This window comes from Cryobacterium sp., from assembly GCF_026786305.1.
GTDB lineage: Bacteria > Actinomycetota > Actinomycetes > Actinomycetales > Microbacteriaceae > Cryobacterium.
In genome coordinates, this window is sequence record NZ_JAJAYI010000102.1 from 13,897 (window position 1) to 35,555 (window position 21,659).

The 21,659-nt window shown below is 66.9% G+C and carries 29 protein-coding genes and 1 pseudogene; 18 read left to right on the forward strand and 12 right to left on the reverse strand.

Going from position 1 to position 21,659, the window contains the following annotated elements; genetic code table 11:
• The first annotated feature begins 13 nt into the window (after nt 1–13).
• From LH475_RS13230 to crcB, 3 genes are all read left to right on the forward strand, one after another.
• On the forward strand, nt 14–514 hold the full coding sequence (locus LH475_RS13230; protein ID WP_196844166.1) for a universal stress protein: 501 nt from the start codon (nt 14–16) through the stop codon (nt 512–514).
• A gap of 138 nt (nt 515–652) precedes the next feature.
• A complete protein-coding gene (locus LH475_RS13235; protein WP_196844165.1) occupies nt 653–1,105 on the forward strand; it encodes a CrcB family protein in 453 nt (150 codons plus the stop codon).
• Nucleotides 1,102–1,482 (forward strand): fluoride efflux transporter CrcB, encoded by a 381-nt coding sequence (gene crcB, locus LH475_RS13240; protein ID WP_196844164.1) that lies wholly within the window; start codon nt 1,102–1,104, stop codon nt 1,480–1,482. Before LH475_RS13235 ends, crcB begins: the two co-directional genes overlap by 4 nt.
• A 90-nt stretch (nt 1,483–1,572) precedes the next feature.
• On the opposite strand, the gene LH475_RS13245 is transcribed toward crcB, so the two are convergent.
• The 4 genes from LH475_RS13245 to LH475_RS13260 form a co-directional block, all read right to left on the reverse strand.
• Nucleotides 1,573–1,947 carry a CHY zinc finger protein gene (locus tag LH475_RS13245; protein ID WP_196844267.1) on the reverse strand — a complete coding sequence of 125 codons (375 nt, stop codon included), beginning with the start codon at nt 1,945–1,947 and terminating at the stop codon, nt 1,573–1,575.
• A 72-nt stretch (nt 1,948–2,019) separates the two neighbouring features.
• Complete coding sequence (locus LH475_RS13250) at nt 2,020–2,907, reverse strand: thioredoxin domain-containing protein (protein ID WP_196844163.1); 888 nt, start codon at nt 2,905–2,907, stop codon at nt 2,020–2,022.
• Between the two features lie 326 nt (nt 2,908–3,233).
• Nucleotides 3,234–4,079, reverse strand: coding sequence for an NAD(P)-dependent oxidoreductase (locus LH475_RS13255; protein WP_196844162.1), 846 nt, complete (start codon nt 4,077–4,079; stop codon nt 3,234–3,236).
• Between the two features lie 3 nt (nt 4,080–4,082).
• Nucleotides 4,083–5,087: an aldo/keto reductase family protein gene (locus LH475_RS13260; protein WP_196844266.1), complete on the reverse strand. Its 1,005-nt coding sequence runs from the start codon at nt 5,085–5,087 to the stop codon at nt 4,083–4,085.
• Between the two features lie 110 nt (nt 5,088–5,197).
• Here LH475_RS13260 and LH475_RS13265 point away from each other — a divergent pair, with 110 nt between their 5' ends.
• The 5 genes from LH475_RS13265 (at nt 5,198) to LH475_RS13285 (ending at nt 10,540) form a co-directional block, all read left to right on the forward strand.
• A complete protein-coding gene (locus LH475_RS13265) occupies nt 5,198–6,364 on the forward strand; it encodes an ROK family transcriptional regulator (RefSeq protein ID WP_196844161.1) in 1,167 nt (388 codons plus the stop codon).
• Nucleotides 6,361–6,801 (forward strand): hypothetical protein, encoded by a 441-nt coding sequence (locus LH475_RS13270; RefSeq protein WP_196844160.1) that lies wholly within the window; start codon nt 6,361–6,363, stop codon nt 6,799–6,801. The genes LH475_RS13265 and LH475_RS13270 overlap by 4 nt, the downstream gene beginning before the upstream one ends.
• A 227-nt stretch (nt 6,802–7,028) precedes the next feature.
• Entirely contained in the window at nt 7,029–8,306 is a 1,278-nt protein-coding gene (locus tag LH475_RS13275) for a multidrug effflux MFS transporter (RefSeq protein ID WP_297414533.1), read from the forward strand.
• A 135-nt stretch (nt 8,307–8,441) separates the two neighbouring features.
• On the forward strand, nt 8,442–9,146 hold the full coding sequence (locus tag LH475_RS13280; protein ID WP_297414536.1) for a phosphatase PAP2 family protein: 705 nt from the start codon (nt 8,442–8,444) through the stop codon (nt 9,144–9,146).
• The gene (locus LH475_RS13285; protein ID WP_297414538.1) at nt 9,143–10,540 is read left to right on the forward strand and encodes an FAD-dependent oxidoreductase; all 1,398 of its coding nucleotides are present in this window, start codon (nt 9,143–9,145) and stop codon (nt 10,538–10,540) included. Before LH475_RS13280 ends, LH475_RS13285 begins: the two co-directional genes overlap by 4 nt.
• Nucleotides 10,541–10,554: 14 nt before the next feature.
• Here LH475_RS13285 and LH475_RS13290 read toward each other — a convergent pair whose 3' ends face one another.
• Entirely contained in the window at nt 10,555–11,055 is a 501-nt protein-coding gene (locus LH475_RS13290; RefSeq protein ID WP_196844157.1) for a hypothetical protein, read from the reverse strand.
• Between the two features lie 191 nt (nt 11,056–11,246).
• On the opposite strand from LH475_RS13290, the gene LH475_RS13295 reads away from it, so the two are divergent.
• Genes LH475_RS13295 through LH475_RS13305 form a run of 3 tightly spaced genes read left to right on the forward strand, consistent with a single transcriptional unit; the run spans nt 11,247 to nt 13,562 of the window.
• Nucleotides 11,247–12,641 carry a potassium transporter TrkG gene (locus tag LH475_RS13295; protein WP_297414540.1) on the forward strand — a complete coding sequence of 465 codons (1,395 nt, stop codon included), beginning with the start codon at nt 11,247–11,249 and terminating at the stop codon, nt 12,639–12,641.
• Nucleotides 12,634–13,332 carry a TrkA family potassium uptake protein gene (locus LH475_RS13300; RefSeq protein ID WP_196844156.1) on the forward strand — a complete coding sequence of 233 codons (699 nt, stop codon included), beginning with the start codon at nt 12,634–12,636 and terminating at the stop codon, nt 13,330–13,332. Before LH475_RS13295 ends, LH475_RS13300 begins: the two co-directional genes overlap by 8 nt.
• Complete coding sequence (locus LH475_RS13305) at nt 13,329–13,562, forward strand: ferrous iron transport protein A (RefSeq protein ID WP_196844155.1); 234 nt, start codon at nt 13,329–13,331, stop codon at nt 13,560–13,562. The genes LH475_RS13300 and LH475_RS13305 overlap by 4 nt, the downstream gene beginning before the upstream one ends.
• Here the strand turns inward: LH475_RS13305 and LH475_RS13310 are convergent.
• Complete coding sequence (locus LH475_RS13310; protein ID WP_297414543.1) at nt 13,559–13,684, reverse strand: hypothetical protein; 126 nt, start codon at nt 13,682–13,684, stop codon at nt 13,559–13,561. The two genes, LH475_RS13305 and LH475_RS13310, sit on opposite strands and share 4 nt — an antisense overlap.
• A gap of 240 nt (nt 13,685–13,924) precedes the next feature.
• On the opposite strand from LH475_RS13310, the gene LH475_RS13315 reads away from it, so the two are divergent.
• The 5 genes and pseudogenes from LH475_RS13315 to LH475_RS13330 all read left to right on the forward strand — a co-directional run bounded on the left by LH475_RS13315 (nt 13,925) and on the right by LH475_RS13330 (nt 16,807).
• Nucleotides 13,925–14,542, forward strand: a complete 618-nt coding sequence (locus LH475_RS13315; RefSeq protein WP_297414545.1) for a hypothetical protein — start codon at nt 13,925–13,927, stop codon at nt 14,540–14,542.
• A 27-nt stretch (nt 14,543–14,569) separates the two neighbouring features.
• The gene (locus LH475_RS13320) at nt 14,570–14,755 is read left to right on the forward strand and encodes a hypothetical protein (protein WP_196844153.1); all 186 of its coding nucleotides are present in this window, start codon (nt 14,570–14,572) and stop codon (nt 14,753–14,755) included.
• Nucleotides 14,737–14,989 (forward strand): annotated as a pseudogene (locus LH475_RS14600) (respiratory nitrate reductase subunit gamma); the annotation flags it as partial. The gene LH475_RS13320 and the pseudogene LH475_RS14600, both read left to right, overlap by 19 nt.
• A 78-nt stretch (nt 14,990–15,067) precedes the next feature.
• Nucleotides 15,068–15,253, forward strand: a complete 186-nt coding sequence (locus LH475_RS14605; protein ID WP_366145615.1) for a hypothetical protein — start codon at nt 15,068–15,070, stop codon at nt 15,251–15,253.
• 132 nt (nt 15,254–15,385) lie between these two features.
• On the forward strand, nt 15,386–16,807 hold the full coding sequence (locus LH475_RS13330; RefSeq protein ID WP_196844152.1) for a dicarboxylate/amino acid:cation symporter: 1,422 nt from the start codon (nt 15,386–15,388) through the stop codon (nt 16,805–16,807).
• Here the strand turns inward: LH475_RS13330 and LH475_RS13335 are convergent, their stop codons facing one another.
• The 3 genes from LH475_RS13335 to LH475_RS13345 form a co-directional block, all read right to left on the reverse strand.
• Entirely contained in the window at nt 16,808–18,037 is a 1,230-nt protein-coding gene (locus tag LH475_RS13335) for an FAD-dependent oxidoreductase (RefSeq protein ID WP_196844151.1), read from the reverse strand.
• A gap of 231 nt (nt 18,038–18,268) precedes the next feature.
• Nucleotides 18,269–18,886 (reverse strand): uracil-DNA glycosylase family protein, encoded by a 618-nt coding sequence (locus LH475_RS13340; protein ID WP_196844150.1) that lies wholly within the window; start codon nt 18,884–18,886, stop codon nt 18,269–18,271.
• Nucleotides 18,886–19,149, reverse strand: a complete 264-nt coding sequence (locus LH475_RS13345; RefSeq protein ID WP_196844149.1) for a hypothetical protein — start codon at nt 19,147–19,149, stop codon at nt 18,886–18,888. Before LH475_RS13345 ends, LH475_RS13340 begins: the two co-directional genes overlap by 1 nt.
• Before the next feature lie 531 nt (nt 19,150–19,680).
• On the opposite strand from LH475_RS13345, the gene LH475_RS13350 reads away from it, so the two are divergent.
• Both LH475_RS13350 and LH475_RS13355 read left to right on the forward strand, forming a co-directional pair.
• Entirely contained in the window at nt 19,681–20,196 is a 516-nt protein-coding gene (locus LH475_RS13350; RefSeq protein WP_297414548.1) for a MogA/MoaB family molybdenum cofactor biosynthesis protein, read from the forward strand.
• Nucleotides 20,196–20,633 carry a molybdenum cofactor biosynthesis protein MoaE gene (locus LH475_RS13355; protein ID WP_196844148.1) on the forward strand — a complete coding sequence of 146 codons (438 nt, stop codon included), beginning with the start codon at nt 20,196–20,198 and terminating at the stop codon, nt 20,631–20,633. The genes LH475_RS13350 and LH475_RS13355 overlap by 1 nt, the downstream gene beginning before the upstream one ends.
• A 15-nt stretch (nt 20,634–20,648) precedes the next feature.
• Here LH475_RS13355 and LH475_RS13360 read toward each other — a convergent pair whose 3' ends face one another.
• The 3 genes from LH475_RS13360 to LH475_RS13370 all read right to left on the reverse strand — a co-directional run.
• Nucleotides 20,649–20,888 (reverse strand): MoaD/ThiS family protein, encoded by a 240-nt coding sequence (locus tag LH475_RS13360; RefSeq protein WP_196844147.1) that lies wholly within the window; start codon nt 20,886–20,888, stop codon nt 20,649–20,651.
• On the reverse strand, nt 20,888–21,160 hold the full coding sequence (locus LH475_RS13365; protein WP_196844146.1) for a DUF6457 domain-containing protein: 273 nt from the start codon (nt 21,158–21,160) through the stop codon (nt 20,888–20,890). Before LH475_RS13365 ends, LH475_RS13360 begins: the two co-directional genes overlap by 1 nt.
• Nucleotides 21,161–21,166: 6 nt before the next feature.
• Nucleotides 21,167–21,659 (reverse strand): NTP transferase domain-containing protein (locus LH475_RS13370; protein ID WP_366145614.1); only part of this gene is annotated, 493 nt, incomplete at its 5' end.

Consider the following 21,659-nt stretch of genomic DNA (forward strand, 5'->3'; position numbering starts at 1 on the left):
CAAGGAGTTATTCGTGAGCACGTACGTGATCGTTGGAGTGACATCGGGCCAGCCCGACGCTGTCGTGCTGGCGGCCGCATCCTTTGCGGTCCAGTTTCACGCCGAACTCATCTGTACCACGGTCGAGCCGGGTAGATATGTCGTTGATGAGTTCGCCGACGGCAGCATCGTATCGCTGCCGGTCGACCCCGACCTGCTCGACCTCGATGAGAAGAGCTTTCCGGTCGCTCTGAGAACCCACCTGGCGACCCTGCTCGACGGTCGCAATCTGGAATGGTCGACCCGCGCCGTGGCGGGCGACCCCGCCCGCGCCCTCGCCCACCTCGCCGACACGCTCAGCGCCGCGATGATCGTGGTTGGCACCCGCGAGCGGGGCGTGCGGGCCAGCGTGCAGGAGTTCTTCGGCGGCTCCGTGGCGGTACACCTGGCGCACCGGCAGCACCGCCCGGTCGTGGTCATCCCGTTGGCACCGGTCGCCTTCCGCGATGAACTGCCGTGGGAATCCACCGACTAGGAGCGTGTATTCTGGCCACGGCGATGGATCCCGCCGGAGCATCCGCTCAAATTGACAGGGCTGATCGTTCCTACTGATTGCGACGGAACCAGCGATCGACCGGGTAGGTGAACCATCGACACGATCACGCCGCGCGCCGTGCACCTGCAATGGCGCTACCTCGGCCTCGTCTTTCTGGGTGGAACCGTGGGCACCGCCCTTCGCGAAGCGCTCGGGCTCGCGCTGCCGCCGGTCGATCTCACCATGGATGCCGGCCTGCCGCTGACCACCCTCGGTATCAATCTGCTCGGCGCCCTGCTGCTCGGGCTGCTGCTGGAAGCACTCGTTCGCCGCGGGCACGATGCCGGCCGCCGCCGCACCCTGCGCCTGCTGCTCGGCACCGGACTGCTCGGCGGATTCACGACCTACAGCGCCCTCGCGATCGACAGCGCCCTGCTACTGCGGGACGGCGCCGTTGGGATTGCCCTTGCCTATGCGCTCGGCACGGTTCTGCTCGGTGGCCTCGCTACCTGGCTGGGCATCGTGATCGGCGCGGCGCTGCACCAACGCAGGCGCGATGGCCAGGCACCCGCTGCGGGGGAGGATGGATGACCCCACTCCTGGTCCTGACAATCGCCGTCGCTGGCGGCGTGGGCGCGGCCGCGCGCCTCTATCTCGACGGCCTCGTGCGCTCCCGCCTCGGCGGCGCGTTCCCGTTTGGCACCACGATCATCAACGTGAGTGGCTCGTTGCTGCTCGGCCTCGTCACCGGCCTCGCCCTGAATCACCTGCTCGCGCCGGAGTGGGGTCTCGTGCTCGGCGTCGGCCTGCTCGGCGGCTACACGACGTTCAGCACGGCCAGTTTTGAGACCGTGCGGCTGGCCCAGGCCCACCGTTATCTGGCCGCGCTGGCCAACGGAATGGGCATGCTCGGGGCATCCGTTGCCGCCGCCGCACTCGGTCTCTGGGTCGGGCTCGCGCTGGGCTAGCGTTCCCGGGCCCATGGTGCGACCGCGTGCCCATAATCTTACCCGGGCCCGCGTTCCGGGCCCGGAATGACAGGTGGGGCAAGGATCTCGCTACGGCTCGTCGAAGTAGAGGTGCGCGTGCAGGCGGCAGCCGGGATTGAACTCGGCGGTGCAGCGCGGGCAGCGATCCGCCCGGCGATACTCCGTGATGCTGAGCTCACGATGGCAGGCGCCGCACAGAATTGCGAGCTCCGACCACTGCGCCAGCGGCCACCGCCGCGTTGCGTGGGGGGTGGGTTCGAGCCGCACGGCCTCGTCGTGGCATCGCGAGCAGGGGTAGTACCGCAGGCAGCAGGCGAATTTGATCGCCACGATGTCGCGTTCCGAGTGAAAGTGGATGCACCGGGTCGACGCATCGAGAACCGCCCCGAATACGGTCGGCGCGGCACCCGCCGCAGAGGGGGCCGCGCCGTCGTGCGCACTCATCGGGCTTTCATCGCGCTCATGTGGCGAGCGTTCGTCGGGCATACTCATCGGGCTTCGTACGAGTGGGCGGTGTTACTCGCCCGCTCCGGCAGCCGCGGTCATCTGGGCGGTGACGAAGGCTTCGAAGGCGGCAGCGTCGGTGAAGGCGCCGGTGTAGCTCACGCCGTTCACCAGCACTGTGGGCGTTCCCGTGACTTTTTCAACGTCGGAGTTGGGAATCGGTCCAGCGATCGCGCGTTGGGTCGACGCGGCGACCCAACCGGAATACGTCTGATCGGTGATGCAGCTGGCGACAGCGGTGGAGGTCACCCCGGCTCCCGCCACGAGGCTCGTCAGCTGAGCATCCGTCTTACCGTTCGAATTCTCGGTGGGCTGGTCGGCGAACATTGCCGTATTGAAGGCGAGAAAGTTGTTGGGGTCGTCGTTTGCCACGCAGGCGGCTGCGTTTGCGGCTCGGGTGGCGTACTTGGTGCCCGACGACAGCCGGTCGAGAATCGAGATCGGGTGGATCTCGACCGTCGCGTTGCCGGCGGTGACCCAGTTGGTGATCTGCTCACCGTTGGTGGTTTCGAAGTTGCCACAGATCGGGCAGAGGTAGTCGACGTACATCACGATATTGGCCGTGTTGGTCAGGGCAGTCTGGTCGGTGGCGATGGGATCGGCGTCGGCGGCGAGGGCGACCGTCGTGTCGGCGGAGACCGTGGTTCCGTCGCTGCCGAGCAGAATGCCGTCGCTGGCCATATTGGCCGGGCCCGGCGCCGCCGGAGCAGTGACGTTGTTCACGATAACGAGGGTCACGATGGCGACCACGGCGAGCAGGCCAACACCGATGCCGCCGCGCAGAAAGAGGCGACGGCGTTTGTCCCGCTTGACCTGTTCGGCGCGCATCAGCCGCGCGTGTTCGCGGGCCTCCTCGCGGCGATCTTTCTTGGGAGAGCGGGCCGGGCCGGAAGTGCTCATGCGGTAGTTCACCATTCATTCGTCGCTGCGCTGCCGGAGCAGCCGTTGCCTACGAGGCTAGTGGGCTGGCCTCACGGTCCGGTTCACGCCGGCCGGGAGGCGTCTGGGAGGCGACTGGGAGCCGACCAGAAGGCGGCTGGTAGAGCACCCGGGGGGTGCGCCACCTCGGGGACGTGGCCAATTCAGGAAAAGGCCGGCCGGCAGCATCCGGTGCCCGGGCAGACCGCGGATGCCGGCATGCCGGATCCAGATTTTCTGAATTCGCCACGGGGCACCGACCAGCCGGTCCACGCCGTATTCAACAGGTAGATCGGCTGGTGGACGCCCTACACGTGGTCGCGCCAGCTGTGCTCGGGTGCGAAGCCGAGCACGCGGCGGGCCTTCTCAATGCCGAGCAGCGTCTCGTGCTCGCGCACGACTCGTGTGAACGCGACGTCGGGAAAGACACTGGCGGCCAATTCCGCGCTGGGGCGACTCGAGACGGTATCGGCGGCGGCAATGATGAACCGGTCGAAGCCGGGGCCGGCCACCTCGAGCGCGCGCGCCACGGCCTGTGCGCCGTCGCGGCCGTCGATGTAACCCCACAGGTTCCACTTGCGAGTGAGCGGATCGGTGTCGTAGCCGGGAAAGGCCGCATAGTCGGCCGGGTCCATCACGTTGGAGAAGCGCAGGGCGGTGATGCTCAACCCCGGATCCCAGCGCACCAGCTCGATCGCCATCTGCTCCTCGAGGTGCTTCACCAGAGAGTAGGTACTCTCCGGTCGTGCTGCGTAATCCTCATCGACCGGCAGGTAGGGCGGATCGGTGTCAAACGGCAGTCCGAGCACCGTCTCGCTCGACGCGTAAACGATGCGGGTGATGCCAGCGCGCCGGGCGGCCTGGAACACGTTGTAGGTGGAGAGCATGTTGTTGTGGAAAGTGGCGACATCGGGGCGGATGCCCGGGGCCGGGATCGCGCCCAGATGCACGACCGCGTCGAACCCGTCGGCCGTGTCATCGACCCCCTGGAAGGCATCCGCCACCTCGCCGTAGTCGCGCAGGTTGATGTTCAGGAACCCGGGGCCGCGGGTGCCGGCCTGGTCCAGGTTCATGACCGTGTGGCCCTCGGCGCGCAGCCGGGTGACGACGGTGCGACCGAGCTTGCCGCTGCCGCCGGTGACGATGACGCGCACGCCTCAGGCCTCGCGCTTCGTCGGCGAGACGGTCTTGCGTGGGTCGGTTTCGGCGAGGTTGCCGATGGCCGAATCGATGCGTGTGAGCACCTCGGCGTCGAGGCTGACCCCCGCCGCCTTCACGTTGGCGGCCACCTGCTCAGGACGGCTGGCACCGATGATGGCCGACGCCACATTCGTGTTCTGCAGCACCCAGGCGATGGCCAGCTGCGCCATGGTGAGCCCGAGGTCGTCGGCGATCGGCTGCAGATTCTGCACGCCGGTGAGTACCTCGTCGGCCATCCAGCGCGAGATCATGTCCTTGCCGCCATGCTCGTCCGTGGCCCGGCTGCCCTCGGGCAGCGGCTGGCCCGGCCGGTACTTTCCGCTGAGTACGCCCTGCGCCACCGGCGACCAGACGATCTGCGAAACGCCCAGCTCGACGGATGCCGGCACCACCTCGTCGTCGATGACCCGCCACAGCATGGAGTACTGCGGCTGGTTGGAGATGAGCTGCACACCCAGCTCGGTGGCGAGCTTGTGCCCGGCGCGCAGCTGCTCGGCATTCCACTCGCTCACGCCGATGTAGAGCGCCTTGCCCTGGCGCACGACGTCGGCGAAGGCCTGCATCGTCTCTTCCAGCGGGGTCTCCACGTCGTAGCGGTGCGCCTGGTAGAGGTCGACGTAGTCAGTTTGCAGGCGGGTGAGCGACCCGTCGATGGACTCGAGAATGTGCTTGCGGGAGAGTCCCACATCATTGTGCCCCCTGGGGCCGGTCGGCCCGAACACCTTGGTGAAGATCTCCAGCGACTGGCGCCGTTCGCCCTGCAGCGCCTCGCCGAGCACGGTCTCGGCCTGGGTGTTGGCGTAGACATCCGCCGTGTCAAAGGTACTGATTCCGGCGTCAAGCGCCGCCCGCACGCACTGGGTGGCCACATCGTTCTCCACTTGGGAGCCGTGGGTGAGCCAGTTGCCGTAGGTGAGCTCGGAGATCTTCAAGCCGCTATTGCCGAGGTATCGGAATTCCATGTGGTCCTGTTCTGTCAGCTGCACTGTCGATTTGTAGACCGTGGCAACCTATCACGGTGTTCCGCATGCGGGCCGGGTAATCTGGGAGCCGCAACGACGAAGGGAACACCGTGCAGGGCTCCAGCAGTGACGACGTGCGACGGCACAACCTGGGCGTCATCCTGCGTTCCCTCCACCGCAACGGACCCGCCTCCCGGGCCCAGCTGACCCGCCTAACCGGGCTGAACCGGTCCACCATTGGCGCCCTCGTGGCCGAGCTTTCAGCGCGCGGCCTGATCCAGGAACGCGACCCCGACCCCACGCGGCTTGTCGGCCGGCCCAGTCCCGTGGTGGCGGCCAACCCCCGTGTGGCCGCGTTCGCCGTGAACCCGGAGATCGACGCGGTGACCGTGGGCCTGGTGGGGCTGGACGGCGTCGTACGCCGGCGCATCCGTCACCCCACCGAGCTGTCGCCAACCGTGGCCGAGGCTGTTGGCATCGCCGCGGCCGTCATCAACGACCTGCGAGCCGAGCTGGAGAGTGAGTATTCCCCCATCGGTATAGGCGTGGCGGTGCCGGGCCTGGTCCGGGTATCCGACGGTCTCGTGCGGCATGCCCCGCACCTCGGCTGGGTTGACGCGCCCCTGGCCGCGCTGCTCGCGGCCGCCACCGGGCTGCCGGTGCGCGCCGCAAACGATGCCAACCTCGGGGTCACCGCGGAGCGCTATTTCGGCGCCGGCCGCGACGTTGACGATCTCGTCTATCTGAATGGCGGCGCCAGCGGCATCGGCGGCGGCATTGTGGTGGGCGGTGTGTCGGCGCGCGGTGTAGCCGGATTCGCTGGCGAGTTCGGTCACACCCGGGTCAGCGGCGCTGAGCGGACCGACTCGGCCGGTATCCCCGGCACCCTCGAAGCCGAGGTGCGCCGCAGCGCGCTGCTCGGCGTACTCGGGCTGGAACGGGCGGATGCCGACGAGCTCGAACAGGCCCTGCTCGGCTCCCATGCGCCCTCCGTTCGCGCCGAGGTGAACCGCCAGCTTGACGCGCTGTCCGTGGCCCTGGCCGGTGCGGTGAACCTGCTCAACCCGGAACTGGTGGTGCTCGGCGGTTTTCTCGCCGCCCTGCATGCCGTCGACCCGGACCGGCTGCGCGCCGGGGTGGCCAGGCTCTCGCTCGCCGCGCCGAACGCGGACGTGCGGGTCTGCGCGGCCGCCCTCGGCTCCGACCTGCTCATGATCGGAGCCGCCGAGCTTGCCTTTGAATCGCTGCTGGAGGACCCGGCCGGCAGCAGCCGATGATCGTCTACGCCGGCCCGGCACTGCTCGTGCGGCTGCTGGTGCCAGCCCGCACCGGACCGGACTGGGGCGCCGCCCTGCGCGATTTCGCCGAGGTGCAAGTGGTTTCCACGCCGCTGGCCGTGGCCGAATGCAGCGCCGAGGCTGTGCTTGCCGGGCTGGAGCAGGGGATGACTGTCGAGTGCGTGCTCGACCGGCTCAGCACACTGGTTGACCCCGTTGACGGGCTGGTCGAGCTGGTTGACCTGGAACCGGTCGAGATGGAGGCACGGGCGACGAAGTTTGCCGCGAACGGGCTGGCGCTGGGCCACGCCCGGCATCTGGCGGCCGCCGAACTGTGCTTTCGCGACCTCGCCGAACCGGGGGAGAAGCTCGCCTTCGGCGCCGACGACGGCCGGCAGGCGCGGGTGGCGACAGCCTGCGGCTGGCATGTGCTCTGAGCTCGAACCCATCGCGTGGGAATAGCCGGACGCCGCGGGAACTTACTCTTGAAGCACACCCGCTCACGCCCGGACCTGTTTCGATGACGCAGGTGCCACTCGCTGGACCGACAGGTGCAGCCGCGCGCGGCCCGGCTGCAAGGCGATTACGGCCCGCTGCGGCGGTCGGCTCCGAGCATCCGTTGCCCCGACACCCACACCGTTACCAGCTGGAGGATCTTTTACACGTGACTACTGCCGCCATCCCCGTCGTGAGCAGGGCCCAGCTCGCCTCGACCGCCGCGCACCCCGGGGACAGACTGACTCGCCGCCAGCGCGTCGTCTACATTCTCATTCTCGGCGCGCTGACTGCTCTCGGCCCGTTCACCATTGACCTGTATCTGCCGGCGTTCCCGACGCTGGAGAGCGAGTTCAACGTGATGCCCTCGGTCATTCAGCTCACCCTGACCGGAACGATGATCGGGTTTGGATTCGGGCAGCTGGTCGTGGGCCCGTGGAGTGACAAGGTTGGTCGCCGACTGCCGTTGATGCTCGCCACCGGGGTGCACATTCTCGCCTGTGTCGGCGCCGCCATCTCGAACGACATCGTGATGCTCGCGGGGTTCCGCGTGCTGCAGGGCTTTGGCGCTGCGGCCGGCGCGGTCGTCGCGATGGCCATGGTACGCGACCTGTTCGGCGGTAAGCCGCTCGTGCGTATGCTCTCCCGTCTCGCCTTGGTCAGTGGCCTTGCGCCGGTCCTGGCGCCGGTGATTGGCTCACAGCTGTTGCTCGTCATGAACTGGCGCGGCATCTTCTGGGTGCTCGCCGCCTATGGTGTCATCGTGATTCTGGCCGTCGCCTTCTGGATCGTCGAGACCCTGCCCGAAAGTGAACGCCACGCGAAGGGTCACAACACCCTGGCTCAGCGCTACAAGGCGGTGCTGAGCGACCGCACCTTCGTGGGCGTCGCGATCATCGGGGCGATGACCTTCACCGGGTTGTTCTCGTATCTGTCGGCCTCGCCGTTTCTGTTTCAGGACGTGTACCAGTTCAGTCCGCAGGAGTACGGCCTGCTGTTCGCCGTTAATTCCCTCGGCGTCGTCACCGGGGTGCAGCTCAGCTCGCGCCTGATGCACCGATTCAGTATTGGTCCGCAGTGGATCCTCTCCGTCTCCACGGTCGTGCTGCTGCTCACCGCCGGTGCGATCGTGCTGCTCGACCTGGCCGGCGTGGGGCTGTGGGGCACCCTGGTGCCACTCTGGTTCTTCATCGCGGCCTGCGGTTTCACCCTGCCGAGCGTGCAGGTCATCGCCCTCAACGCCCACGGACACGAGGCCGGAACGGCGGCGTCGTTGCTCGGCGCGGCCAACTTCGGTGTGGCCGGTTTGATCTCGCCGATCGTGGGAGTGCTCGGAGTGGGAACGGCGATACCGATGGCATCCGTCATGGGCGTCACCGCTGTGCTCTCGATTCTCTCGCTCTGGCTCATCGTGCGCCCGCGCAGCGTGCCGGCACTCGACCGCTAGCGCGACCTCACGCGCCCGCCGACCGGGCCCACCTTGTGATAATGGGCCCACGATAGAACGTGGTGCGGGAACGCGATGGCGGCAATCTCGGCACGCCGATAACCCAATTGCAGCGGGCTCACCTACGATGGCGGGATGACTAACCCGGAACGCGCCGCAGACCCTGCCGCTCGCCGCGTGTCGCGCCGCTGGCCCGTCATCAGCGGGCTCTCCGCCGTGGCGCTCACCGCTCTGCTCGGCCTCGTCGTGGTCGTGCGGGGCAACGGCCTCGCCCTCGAGGTCGACACCGAGTGGATGGGCGAGATCATCGAGCACCGCTCGCCGATCTGGGAGATTCCGTCGCTGTTCATGAACGCCCTCGGCGGCGGCCTGTTCGGCGTGCTCGTCATTCCGCTGGTCATCACCCTGGCCATCCTGCTGATCAAACGGCCGTGGGCCGCCGGGTACTACCTCGTGGCGACCGTGCTGAGCGCCGGCGGTGTGCAACTCTTGAAACAGCTCTTTGGCCGCGCGCGACCCGAAGACATGCTGGTCGCCTCTGATTTTGGTTCGTTCCCCTCCGGCCACGTCGCCAACGCGGCGACCATGGCGGTCTGCCTCGCCATTATCTTTCCTCGGCTGTGGGTGGCTATCGCCGGCACCGCGTACACGATCGTGATGCTGCTCAGCCGCACCTACCTGGGAGCGCACTGGCTCACCGACACCATCGGCGGGTTGCTCCTTGGCGCCGGGGTTGCCGTCGTACTCTGGGCTCCGGTGGCCGCCAAACTCGACGGCGAACGTGAACTCGCCGCCCGTCGGCGACTCGAACGACAGCGACAGAAAGCGCTCAAATCATGACGAACGCGCTTTACGCACCCCGGCGCAACGGGGATGTCTCGTTCTGGTGGACCCAGCTCGGCCAGCCTGCGCCGCGCGCCGCCCTGCCCGGGTCGACCCGCGCCGATGTCGTCATCGTCGGTGCCGGTTACACCGGGCTGTGGACGGCGTACTACCTCAAGAAGGCGGCGCCGCAATTGCGCATCGTCGTGCTCGAGGCCCGATTCGCCGGATTCGGCGCGTCCGGCCGGAACGGCGGCTGGCTGACCAACTCGGTCACCGGTGGGCGCGAGCAGTATGTGAAAAGCCACGGTCGCCCCGCCGCAGAACAGTTTCAGGCCGCCATGAACGACACGGTCGATGAGGTCATTCGGGTCGCCGCCCAGGAGGGAATCGACGCCGGGATCATCAAGGGCGGCGAGTTCACGGTCGCCTACGACCCCGCGCAACAGCACCGCCTGGAGCGGGCCGCCCGTGCCGAGCAGTCTTGGGCGCACACCGACGTCGAGTTGCTCTCCAAAACTGCGGCGCAGAACCGTATCAACGTGGCGGGCACCACTGGGGGCATGTGGCACCCGCACTGTGCCCGCATCAACCCGGCCGCGCTCGTGGCCGGACTTGCCCGCACGGCCGAGTCGCTCGGGGTAGAGATTTACGAGGACACCCCGGTGAGCGAGATCGCACCACACCGGGCGGTGACCCAGTACGGAACCGTCGACGCCTCGTTCGTGGTGCGCGCGACCGAGGGGTTCACGGCCGGTCTCAAGGGGCTGCACCGAACCTGGCTGCCCATGAATTCGTCGCTCATCGCGACCGAGCCGCTCGCGGCATCCGTCTGGGAGAGCATCGGCTGGTCGGGCCGGGAAACCCTGGGCGATATGGCGCACGCCTACATGTACGCGCAGCGCACGAGCGACGACCGCATCGCGATCGGCGGGCGCGGTGTGCCCTACCGATTCGGTTCCAAAACGGATGCCGACGGCCAGACCCCGCAGGCCACCGTCGACGCCCTACGCGACATTCTGGTGCGCTTCTTTCCGGCGACGGCGGGTGCTCGCATCGACCATGCCTGGTCGGGCGTGCTCGGCGTGCCTCGAGACTGGGCTGCAACGGTGGGTCTCGACCCGCAGACCGGACTGGCCTGGGGCGGCGGGTACGTGGGTACCGGTGTTGCGACCACGAACCTGGCCGGGCGCACCCTGACGGACCTGATTCTCGGCCGGGACAGCGGCCTGGTGGAGCTACCCTGGGTGAACCACCGGGCGCGCTCGTGGGAGCCCGAACCATTGCGGTGGCTCGCTGTCACCGCGCTGTATCGGGCCTATTCCCTGGCTGATCGGGCCGAGCTGACCGGCCGTCGCACGACGTCGCCACTCGCGCGCGTCGCCGACGTGGTGTCGGGCCGGGGGCACTAAGGGCCCAGACCGGTTCAGTGTCGCGTACACCGGTGCACCAGCTGCGGCCGGAGTCGTCCGAGTTCGGCCAGGGTGAGTGGGTCGGGCGGGCGCACGACAGCGACCCCGAGCGTGTCGATCATGTTTTCCATGCCCGATCGAGGCCAGATCTGGCCGCGCAGGCGCAGCAGCACATCGCCGGCGGAGTCGAGCAGGTACAGGTGGGTGAGAGTGTCGACGGTTCCGCTCTGGTAGAGGTCGACAAGCACGACACTGGCGATATCGGCCGTGTCCCAGGTGGTTACGGTTCCCAGCAGGCTGCGGCTCTGGAGGCTGTCAGCGGTGATGGTCACCCACATTTTGCGTGCTCTGTACACTCCTACGACGCCGAGAATGGTCAACCCGAGTTGAATGGCGGCGACAAACATCCAGGTGCCCTGCGGAATGGTGAGCCAGTACAGCACGATCAGCAGGGGCACCAGCAAGGACAGTGCTGCAATGATCGCCCGGGCGACCAGCTGTCGCCGGGGTCGCACAACCTGCGTCCCTCGTGGCTCGAACCCGTCGCTGACCATGTATTCCACCCCTTAGAGCGAGTATTGCGCATATCAGATGGTTAATCTGTCCTGCCTGTTGGGGGTAGACGAACCTGTCTGAAACGACTGCACCGGTGGGCCGGTGAGTCCCGAGGGGGAGTCGTGCGGTATGCCCGGCGTAGAATTGGTCCGTGCACTCACGGGCCGTTCGCGAACGCGACAACACAGCGAAGCGGCACCGACTACATCCGGCGCAGGTGGTCGTTTCTGGTTTTGCCCTGACCATTTTCGTCGGTACGGCGCTGCTGATGCTGCCCAACGCCCGGGTCGGGCTCGGCGGGGCATCGTTTCTCGAGGCGCTGTTCACCGCGACGAGCGCCGTGTGCGTCACCGGTCTGACCGTCGTCGACACCGCGGTGTACTGGACGCCGTTCGGCCAGATCGTCATTCTGCTGCTCATTCAGATCGGCGGGTTCGGGATCATGTCATTCGCCTCGGTTGTGGGGCTTGCGATCGCCCGCAAGCTCTCGCTGCGCTCGCGCATCACGGCGGCCGCAGAGACCAAGAGCGTCGGCCTCGAAGACGTGAAGGGGCTCGTGTTCGGCGTCGTGCGCATCTCCCTCGCCATTGAGGTCACCGCGGCGGTTCTGCTCGCACTGCGCTTCATGATCGGCTACGACGAGCCCGCGGGCCGGGCGATCTGGCTCGGAGTGTTCCACTCGGTGTCGAGCTTCAACAACGCCGGCTTCGCCCTGTTCAGCGACAACCTCATGGGTTATGCAACGGATGCCTGGATCTGCCTGCCGATCTCCGCCGCCGTCATTCTGGGTGGGCTCGGCTTTCCCGTGATCGTGCAACTGCGGCGGCAGCTGCGGACGCAGGTGCGGCATCCGTTTCGCTGGTCGATTCGTACCTGGACCATGAACACCCGCATCGTGGTCGCCGGCACAATCGTGCTACTTATTCTCGGAACGGCATATATCACGGCCGTTGAATGGTCGAATCCGAATACGCTCGGCCAGCTGGATTGGCCGGGCAAGCTGCTCGCCGGTTTCTTTCAGGCGGTGCAGACTCGCACCGCCGGTTTCAACAGCGTCGACATTGCCCAGCTCGACTCCGCGACCCTGCTCGGCATGGACATTCTGATGCTGATCGGCGGCGGCCCGGCCGGAACCGCCGGAGGCATCAAGATCACGACTTTCGCCGTCTTGTTTTTCATTATCTGGACCGAGGTGCGCGGCCAGGTGGCCGTCAACGTCTTCGGCAAGCGGCTCTCCCGGGCGGTGCACCGCGAGGCCATCACCATTGCCCTGCTCGCCGTCGGTGTCATTACCGCCGCGACCACGGCCCTCATGCTCATGACCGACATCTCGCTCGACGCGCTCCTGTTTGAGACGATCAGCGCCTTCGCGACCGTGGGACTGTCGACCGGTATCACCGCGGGGCTGCCCTGGGAGGGGCAGGTCATTTTGATTCTGCTCATGTTCATTGGCCGTCTCGGCCCCATCACCTTTGCGTCGGCCATCGCCCTGCGAGAGCGTAACACCACCTACGAGTATCCTAAAGAAAGGCCGATCATTGGCTAAATATTCGCTGTTCGGGCATCGCGACCCCGCCCGCCTCGCCGAAGCCGAATCGGTCGTCGTCATCGGTCTCGGCCGGTTCGGTAGCGCCCTCGCCCTCGAGCTCATGAAAAGCGGCACCGAGGTGCTCGGCATCGACGGTGACGAAGAGGTCGTGCAACTGCACAACCGCCTGCTCACCCACGTGGTGCGCGCCGACTCCACCAAGGAGGCGACCTTGCGGGAACTCTCGGTACCCGACTTCTCGAGGGCGGTCGTGGCGATCGGCGGCGACGTTGAGGCGAACATTCTCACCGCATCTCTGCTGCTCAAGCTCGGCATCCCCAATATCTGGGCCAAAGCGGTCAGCGACCCACACGGCGAGATTCTCACCCAGCTCGGCGTCAACCACGTCATCTACCCGGAGAAGGATATGGGGCAGCGGGTCGCCCACCTGGTGCGCGGCGCCATGCAGGACTACATCGAGATCGGCGAGAACTTTGCGCTCGTCAAGACGGCCCCGCCGCGCTCGCTCATCGGCGTGCCGCTCGGCCAGGCCAAGGTGCGCGCCCGCTACGGCATCACCGTGACGGCGTTTCACCGCCCCGGCGTCGGCTGGAGTTACACCTCGCTTGACACCGTGATTGAAGAGGGCGACATCATTCTCATCGCCGGAGAATCGGCGCGGGTCGAAGAGTACAGCCTGATTCGATGAGCGGTCCCCTCGCTTTTCTCGTGGATGCCCCGCTCGGAACCCGCGTCGTCGTGCGCACGCGCAGTGCGGTTGGTTACACCGACGCGCTCGGGTTTCTGCGTGACCGCAGCGCGGCATCCGTTTCGGTGGAGACCAAGCGGGGACTGGTCACGCTCGCGCTGGCAGACGTGGTCGCGGCGAAAGAAGTGCCACCCGCGCCCCGGCCGCGACCGCGACCGCGGCACAGCTAGCTGTTGCTCTTCCAGTCCGTGACGAGGTGGACGAGGTTGAGAACGTTGACGACGCACAGGTGCGGGCCGACGAAGGGGCGCGGCTCGACCGCGCTGTCGTCGTGGCCGAGCATGCGGGCCACCCGTTGAATGAGCCGAGGTGCACCACGCGGCGTGCCGGGCGGGACTGCGTTCTTCGGATTCCACGTTTGTATGAGTAGTCCGGCTGTGTGGGTACCGGTGTGCTTTTAATCCGGTTGGCGGGGCTGCGGAACGACCCGAAGCGGCTCCCCAAGCAGGGTCGTGAGGTCGCGTAGGAACGTGGAGACCCCGTGCGAGCTCGACGAGCTCGGCTGCTCACTCGACACCGACGGCGGCCCGGCATGGGCGGGCCGGGCTCGGCCGGGCCCGGTGCTGGTGGGCACAACGGCCCCTGCGGCAATACCGTCGGCATGCCGCTCGGCGCCACGGTCGACAATTACAACGAGATGACCGGGCGCCACAGCGCGACCGTGCCGACCACCGCGGTTCGGGTCAACCTGCTCAACTGGAACGGCGGCGGGGTGCCCACGGGTATGTTCCCGCCGGTAGCTCCTGCCGGGAGCCCCCTACCTGTCAGGCTCGGCATGAGCACCGGCACACGCCTGCCCGGTGCACTCGGCGCACGGATGAACTGTGGCTTTCGGGCGCCCAAGACGGCTTCGCGCGCAATCACGGCCGTTCCGCTGACGCCCGAGCAGGGTGTGATCGCGCACATGGCGGCGTCGATTCTGCTCGACTATCCGACACCGAAGCGGCGGGCGCAGTTTTCGCTCGTGGAGGCATCCGTTTGGATCTGCCCGGCAGCTGCGCCGCAGCTCGAGGCGCACTTCACGGCGACCTCCGATCTGAAACGCAAGTGCTGCCCGTACCTCCCTACTCTGCGGCTGGCGATACCCGCCGCCGCGGCATGGCGCTCGTGCGATTCGTCGAGGCCAACGGGCGGCCGGCTGGCAGGTTGACGCCGACGAACTACCGACCACCTGCCGATGGTGCTGCAATTCTCGGCCCTTTCGAATTCGCCGATCGCGCAGGAACTGCTCGCCGCGCACCGCGACTGCATCGCGGTGCTGCGTTCGGCGCTCGAGACGGTCGGCATGACCTACCTCGGCAGTCTGAAACCGTTTTCCGTGCACGCGACTGGGGCCAGAGAGAAATGGATACGTCGAGTGTGACCGCCGGGGATGACCTGCTCTGGGTCGTTTTTCCCTATGCCGCATCGGGCGTGTTCGTGGTCGGCCACCTGCTGCGCCAGCGCTGCGACCAGTTCGGCGGGCATGTCGTTGGCCTGGTCAATCCCAAGCCGTGGCTCGAATTCTTCGGCGTGACCGAGCACGTGCACCATCTCGGCGCGACCGGGCTCGACAGTTTCACGGCCGCATCGACCGTCGCCGGGCTCGCCGTTTTGATCTATCGTCGCAGCCTGACCAAGCGGGTACCGCTCGTCACGATGGTGATGGACAAGGTCGTTCACCCGTTCGGTGCACGTGTTCTCTGCCCCGCTTGGCTACCTCAGGCGCCCCGACCTGGTCTACCGTTCGCGGGATGTCCCCCGCGGTGCCGGGTCGCGGGCGCCCCGCCGCGGCTGGGAGAAGAGCGAGCGCCCGCTCGAGCGCTCGCGGAGGGAGGACACTGGGAGCATGTCGGTACGGAGTACCCGCAGGAGTAGTTGACACACAGAGTCACAATCTGCCCGGAGGAATACTGTGCCTGCTTCCGGCCTTGGGTATAGAGCCGCCCGCACGCGGAGGGGAATCCCAGGGGAATCCACTGCGCGGGTCAGGGGGCGTCAGCGTGTTTCACGAATGACAACAGAAAGTGTCGAATCAGTGACTTCAGTAATTCCCGTCAGCACCAGAGGAAGCCGGCTGCCCAAATGGGCAGGTTCCTTCGGCGTTCAGATCATCGCCGCGCTCATCATTGGTCTCGGGCTCGGGCTGCTGGCCAAATACACCGGTAGTACCGAGGCGAACCCCAATGGTCTCGGTGCCACACTGAAAATTATCGGGTCGAGCTACGTCTCGCTGCTTCAGGCCGCTGTTGTGCCGCTCATCTTCACGGCCGTGGTCAGCTCCATCGCCAACCTGCGCGCGGTGTCCAACGCGGCGAAGCTGGCCTGGAACACACTGCTCTGGTTCGCCATCACCGCGTTGATCGCCGTCGTGATCGGCATCGGTCTGGGTGTGCTGGTGCGCCCGGGAGCAGGAACCGGCATCAGCGAGAATACCGAATACACTGGCAAGACCGGCGACTGGTGGGCCTTCTTGACCGGGCTCTTCCCGAAGAACTTCCTCGGCCTCGGAGCCGACACCGCCGTCGTCGACGGTGTCACGAGCACGAGCGTCAGCTTCAACGTGTTGCAGATTCTGGTCATCGCCATCGTCGTGGGCATTGCTGCCTTGAAGGTGGGCAAGGCGGCCGAACCTTTCCTCAACCTGAATGCCTCGGCCCTTGCGGTCATTCAAAAGGTGCTGTGGTGGATTATTCGCATCGCACCGCTGGGCACGATCGGCCTGATCGGTAACGCGGTCGCGGTCTACGGCTGGGACACCATGGGGTCGTTGGGCAAGTTCGCCCTGACCATCTACATTGGCCTGGTCCTGGTGCTGTTCGTGGTCTACCCGGTGCTGATCAAGTCTCACGGACTCTCCGTCAAGCAGTATTACTCCGGTGTCTGGCCAGCCGTTCAACTGGGTTTCGTGTCGCGCTCATCCATCGGTACCCTTCCACTGACGCAGCGCGTCACCGAGCGCAGCTTGGGTGTACCGCGCGGGTATGCATCCTTCGCCGTTCCCCTCGGCGCGACGACCAAGATGGATGGCTGCGCGGCCATCTATCCGGCCGTCGCCGCCATATTCGTGGCACAGTTCTTCGGCATTCAGCTTGATGTCACCCAGTACCTGCTGATCGTCCTGGTGTCCGTGCTGGGTTCCGCAGCCACTGCCGGTACCACGGGTGCCGTAGTAATGCTGACGCTGACCCTGTCCACGCTGGGACTGCCGCTGGCGGGGGTCGGCCTGCTGCTGGCCATCGACCCGCTCATCGACATGGGCCGCACCGCCGTGAACGTGGCGGGCCAGGCCCTCGTGCCGACGATCGTGGCCAAGCGACAGGGCATCCTCGACGAGACGCTGTACAACGCTCCGCGGACCGCGCAGCCGTTTGCGGACGATTCCAACGATTCCAACGAAGCGACGCCGAGCGAGCTGGCCGATACTCGGGCCTAGCTAGACGTTGTCGAGGGCGATCGTCAGATCGGCGAGCCGCGCCGGATCGACCGGTTCGCCGCGGCGAATCAGATTCTGCACGGCGTCGTTGACGTTCCAGACGTTCACGTTCATGCCCGCGACGACCCGGCCGGCATTCAGCCAGAACACGACGAATTCCCGGCTGGCCGGGTTGCCGCGGTAGACCAGATCGGCGCCGCGGGTGAGCGAGCCGAAGCCGGAATACTCCATACCGAGGTCGAACTGGTCGGTGTAGAAGTACGGGACGGCGTCGAAGGACACGTTCTGGCCGAGCATCGACCGTGCCGCCACCGGGCCGCTGTTCAGGGCGTTCGCCCAGTGCTCGTTGCGCAGGCGCTGCTTGATCAGCGGATGCTCGGCGTTGGCCACATCGCCGGCCGCAAAGACATGCGGGTCGCTCGTTTGCAGGCTCGCATCGACGAGGATTCCATTGTCGACCGCGAGCCCGGCCGCGTGGGCGAGTTCCACGTTCGGAACCGCGCCGACCCCCACCACGACGAGGTCGGCGGGCACGATGTCACCGCCGGCCAGCAGCACCCCGGTCACCTGGCCGTCGGTTTCGACGAAGCCCTCCACCACCACGGAGCGGCGCACGACCACCCCGTGCTCCTCGTGCAGGGTCGCGAACAGGCCCCCGAGTTCCTCACCGAGCGCCGCCGCGAGCGGCACCTCGCCGCGCTCAAGGATGGTCACCTCGTTGCCGAGGGTTCGTGCCGTCGCGGCCACTTCCATGCCGATCCACCCGGACCCAACGACCACGAGCCGTTTGCCGCCATCGGCCAGCAGGGTATGCAGCACCTCGGAATGGTCGAGGGTGCGCAGGTAGTGCACCCCGCCGAGGTCCCCGCCCGGCACGGTCAGGCGGCGAGGTCGTGAGCCGGTCGTCAGCAGCAGCCGGTCGTAGCGGCGCGACTGGCCATCGTCGGTGCTGATTCGGTGCGCCTTGAGGTCGAGGCCGACCGCGCGGGTGCCGGGGTGAAACTGCACGTCGCGGTCGGTGTACCAGCTCTTGTTTTCAACGAAGACGGAGGCCCGGTCGGCGGTGCCCGCGAGATAATCCTTGGACAGCGGCGGGCGAATGTAGGGAAGGTGTTCTTCGGCGCCGACCAGGTGAATATCCCCGTCGAAGCCGTCATCGCGCAGGGTGCGCGCAGCACTCGCGCCGGCGAGGGACGCCCCCACGATCACGAAAGTCTGTTGGTCTGCCATCTGTGCTCCTCCCTCGAAAGCGTGCTCTGACTGTACGAGGGTTTGCCCGATTGGGCGAGGGGCGCAGGTCGATTGAGGCGGCGGCGAGCGTGTCGACGAGTGTGCCGTCCACGAGGTGAACAATATTGAACGTCACCTCGCACTCCGCCGCAGCACGACAACGTGGGACTCTGCGTTCGCCCATCGTCTCCGCTGTCTGACGACGACCGAGTGTGACGCTGCACACGACACCTACCCCGCACCGGGCACGGGCCGATCTGCCGTGCCACCGTCGAGAGCGGCGTGAACGTGCGTGCGCAGTTCTGGAAGCACGTCGGCGATGAACCACGGATTCTGAGCATGCCATCGGAAGTTCAGCGGTGACGGGTGCACAAGCGGAAACTGCTCCGGGACGAAACGACGATGGTTTCGTACCGTGGCTGTCAGCGTGTCGTGCCGCGCTGACGGCAGGTAGTGAATCTGCGCGTACCGACCGATCAACAGGGTTAGCCGAATATCGGGCATCAGCGCCAGCAGCCGCGGATGCCATCGATCAGCGAACCCTTTCCGAGGTGGTAGGTCGCCGCTGGTGCCCGTCCCGGGGTAGTAGAAATCCATGGGGAGTACGGCGAACAGATCCGGATTTCGGAACTGCTCTTCAGTGACACCCAGCCAGTCGATCAGATTCTTCCCGCTGGCGTCGTCCCACGGCACACCGCTCGTCTGCGCCTTGCGCCCGGGCGCCTGCCCAATCACCGCGATCCGGGCGCGTGCAGACGCAACGTAAACCGGCTGCCACCCGCGCTGTCGCATACGGGCACTGTTCTCGTCGTTGATAACGGACTGTCTTATTGTGTCGAACGCATCCATTAGGGCTCGTTCATGCCGGTGGTCTGGATCGTGGCCAGGTCGACGCTGCGGTTGCGGAACATTCCGCTATGACCTCCATCGCTATTCTCCACTCTTTCGTCGGGATAGGTGATCCTGCCGTCGTGAACCCGCGCGAACGCGTTCATTTCGGCGCGCCGGGTCGACGAGGCCGACATGATGTCGAGTACCTCCACCCGCGCAATGATCAGCGCATCCGTAATCAGCCGGCGATGGCACCGCCACGGCACGGCCTCGCTGCCCATGATCGCCGGAGACGTACGCGCCGCATTCGGGGCAGACCCCTTCGAGCCACCAGGCGGGGTCACCGGCGATCGGTTCGATTGTGTCGTGTGCTCTGATCGATGACCTCCTTCTTGCAGTATGGCCCCGCGAGCAGGAAAAGACCCGAGGCACCCCGCTGAGCAGAGGGGGCCTCGGGTGGGAGCAGGGAGCGTCAGCTCGGGTTGGCTGCGCCGGGACGCGCGCAGTGAAACCAGGCGAGGCCGGTGCAGAGCACGCGGAACACCGAGCAGCCGATGAAGAAGGCGGTCGGGCTCATGGCGATGAGGGCCATACCCACGATGAACGTTCCAAAGGCGGCGATCGCGGCGGTCCAGCCGATCGCGCCGCCGATGAACGTGAAGATGGCGCCGCCGAACCGGTCGCAGAGCGGCCCGGTTCGTGACCAGCCTGTTCGCTTGCCGTTCGGGGTGAAGTTCGCAAACGCCGTGACAAATGATTCCGGCCAAAGCGGAGATCGGGCTGCTCGGTGCGGGTCGCGGTACTGTGGAACAGTGAAAACTCAGCTCAAGCTTGGGGCCGAACTCGGGGCCGTCGTGATCACCGTGTCTGATCGCTGTTCGCGCGGCGAACGCGAGGACCGGTCGGGCCCGGCCACCGTCGATGCGCTGGAAGAGGTCGGCATTCCGTGCGGGCCGCCGCGGGTGGTGCCTGACGGCATCGAGAGTGTGGCCGGGGCGATTTCGGCCGCGCTCGGCGACGGCGCCCGCCTCGTCGTGACGACCGGCGGCACCGGAGTGTCGGCGCGCGACCTCACGCCCGAAGGCACGGCCACCCTGCTGCACACGATTCTGCCGGGCATTTCCGAGCGGATGCGCGCGGTCAGCGTCGCGACGATCCCCACCGCGGTGCTGTCCCGCGGCATTGCCGGCATCGCCGATTCGGTCGGCAATAACGGTGCCCTGGTCGTGAATCTGCCCGGTTCGGCCGGCGCGGTGCGCGACGGTGTGGCCATTCTCGCGCCGCTCGTGCGGCATATCATCGACCAGCTCGACGGCGGCGACCACTGATGGGCACGGGTGCCGTTTCGCTCGGATTCGCCCGGGTGACCGAGTCGCTGCTCGATGTCGGCGAACACGTCAGCGCGGTGTCCGGCGCGACGCACGGCGCCGTCGTCACGTTCATCGGGCAGGTGCGCGACCACGATCCGGATGCTGCCGGCCGCGTCACCGGCCTCGACTACAGTGCACACCCCGACGCGGGGCGCATTGTAGGTGAGATCGCGGACCGGGTGCGGGCGGAGCATCCGCTTGTGGTCCTGGCGGTCAGCCATCGCATCGGACATCTCGAGGTCGGCGACCTCGCCCTCGTCGCGGTGGTCGCGAGCGCGCACCGAGGCGACGCTTTTGCGGCTTGCGAGGGTCTCGTCGAGGCGGTGAAGGCCGAGGTTCCGATCTGGAAGAAGCAATATGAGGTCGACGGAACGCATTCCTGGGTCGGTTTGTAGCGGCTACCCAGGTCCTCAGCCGCCGGCGAAGGGCGGGAGAACATCGACCGCGTCGGTGGGTGCGAGAGTGACCGAGTCATCCGTGGCGCGTGCGCCGTTCACGAGCAGGGAACACAGCCCGAGCACGCGCACGAATTCGCTCCCGTAGCGCTCGGCGAGCTGCGCGCGCAGCTCGCCGATCGTGCCCGCGTCGAGCGTGACCGTGTCGGCCTGGGCGGCTTCGGCGGCGCCGGCGAAGAATCGCAGGGTCGCCATCAGGGTGTCCCGGGCGCCCAGTCGCGGGCGAGTTCGCTCGCGGCGGCGCAGGCGGCTTCAATGTCGGCGCTGGTTCCGCCGTTCTTCGCGGCGGCAAGGCCGATCAGAAAGGTGCTGAGGGGTGCGGCCGGCCGGGCCACATTGTGCGCGACGTCGCGGGCCAGATCGAGCAGGTCCCCCACCGGCACCTCGGCCGGGTCGAGCTGGAGCAGGTCGGCGAGGGCGGTGAGCCAGTCGTCGAGCGCTTCGGGAGGTAGTGGTGCAGAGCTCATTCGGGGTCACTCCTCGGGTCGGGCTGGATGGTTGGGCGCACCGGTCAGACGAGCGGTACTGCTCTCAACATCCTGCCACGTGTCCACGTCGATACCGGCGCCACCCTCGTCCAGCACCCCCACAAGGTTGAGTCCCTCCAGCAGCTCGCGCATGCTGGCCCCGTTGACGCGATCGCCGAGCCGGTCCACCGCTGCGCGCAGGGCGGCGGCGCGGTAGATGCCGGCAAGCCACTGGGCGTGCCCGGTGTAGTCATTGAGGTGCACGCCATCATTCGGCTGACCAATTTTCTCCAGAGCGGATGCTGAAGTGACCAGCAAGCGCGCAGCATCCGCTCCCCAGGGCAGATCGCAGGCGAGAACGATCAGCCAGCCGGCGGGTTGTTCCGCGCAGTGGGCCGCGAGGTGTGAATCGAGCGCGGCCAGACCGGCCGCGATGCCCGCCACCGGGCCGCCGAACGGGGGGTCCTCGAGCGCCCAGATCAGCGCATCGCTCGGTCGG